Source organism: Cyclobacterium plantarum, from assembly GCF_011290685.1.
Taxonomy (GTDB): Bacteria; Bacteroidota; Bacteroidia; order Cytophagales; family Cyclobacteriaceae; genus Cyclobacterium; species Cyclobacterium plantarum.
Genome location: NZ_JAANYN010000032.1, coordinates 1 through 888, shown reverse-complemented (window position 1 = coordinate 888; position 888 = coordinate 1). Strand labels below are relative to the sequence as shown.

2 protein-coding genes are annotated in these 888 nt (G+C 55.4%); both read left to right on the top strand.

Going from position 1 to position 888, the window contains the following annotated elements; genetic code table 11:
- On the top strand, positions 1-351 hold a 351-nt coding region (locus G9Q97_RS24650), incomplete at its 5' end, for a DUF1553 domain-containing protein (RefSeq protein WP_166151943.1).
- A gap of 1 nt (position 352) precedes the next feature.
- The coding region (locus G9Q97_RS24645; RefSeq protein WP_166151941.1) for a DUF1501 domain-containing protein at positions 353-888 on the top strand (536 nt) is incomplete at its 3' end.

Here is an 888-nt window from a genome sequence, read left to right as displayed (position 1 = left end):
ACAAACACCCCGCTGCAGGCGCTGGCCATGCTGAACGACCCACTGGTGCTGGAAGCATCCAGGGTAATGGCAAGCCGGCTCATAGGAGAGGATAAAGACGCTGAGCAAGCCGTTCAGGAAGCCTTTGCCCGGATCATTTGCCGGGCCCCTTCTGAAGAGGAGCTGCACCTGCTGGTGGAATATTACCGGGAGGAACTGAAAAGGTTCCGGAAAGCACCCGAAAAAATCCTGGAGACGGTCCAAAAAGGGGAATCCCCCCTGGGGCCGGAAGCCGATAAACCCGAGACCGCCGCCCTCATGCAGGTAGTGGTGGCCATTTACAATGTAGAAGAAGCGATTACCAAGACCTGATATGGAAAAAGAAAGATTAGAAAGCGGACTGAATGAAAACAGAAGGAAGTTTCTGTCCAAAATGAGCCTGGGATTGGGAAGTGTGGCCCTGGGCTCACTGCTTATCCCCGACCTGTTCGACGGCAAATCCCAACTGGACACCGACAAACTGATGGCCAGCCTGCCCCATTTTGCCCCCAAAGCCAAAAGGGTGATTTACCTGTTTCAAAACGGGGCGCCCAGTCAGCTGGAATCCTTTGATTACAAACCCATGCTCAACGAGCGGATAGGGGAAGAGCTGCCCGATTCCATCCGGAAAGGACAGCGCCTCACCGGCATGACCGCCGGACAGTCCTCCTTTCCCCTGGTGGGCTCCTATCACGGCTTCAGCCAATACGGCCAGTCCGGTGCCTGGGTCAGCGACCTGTTTCCCTATACCGCTAAAATAGTAGATGAGCTGTGCATCGTAAAATCCATGCACACCGAGGCCATCAACCACGACCCGGCCCTTACCTTTTTTCAGACAGGAGCCCAGGTAGGCAACCGACCCAGCATGGG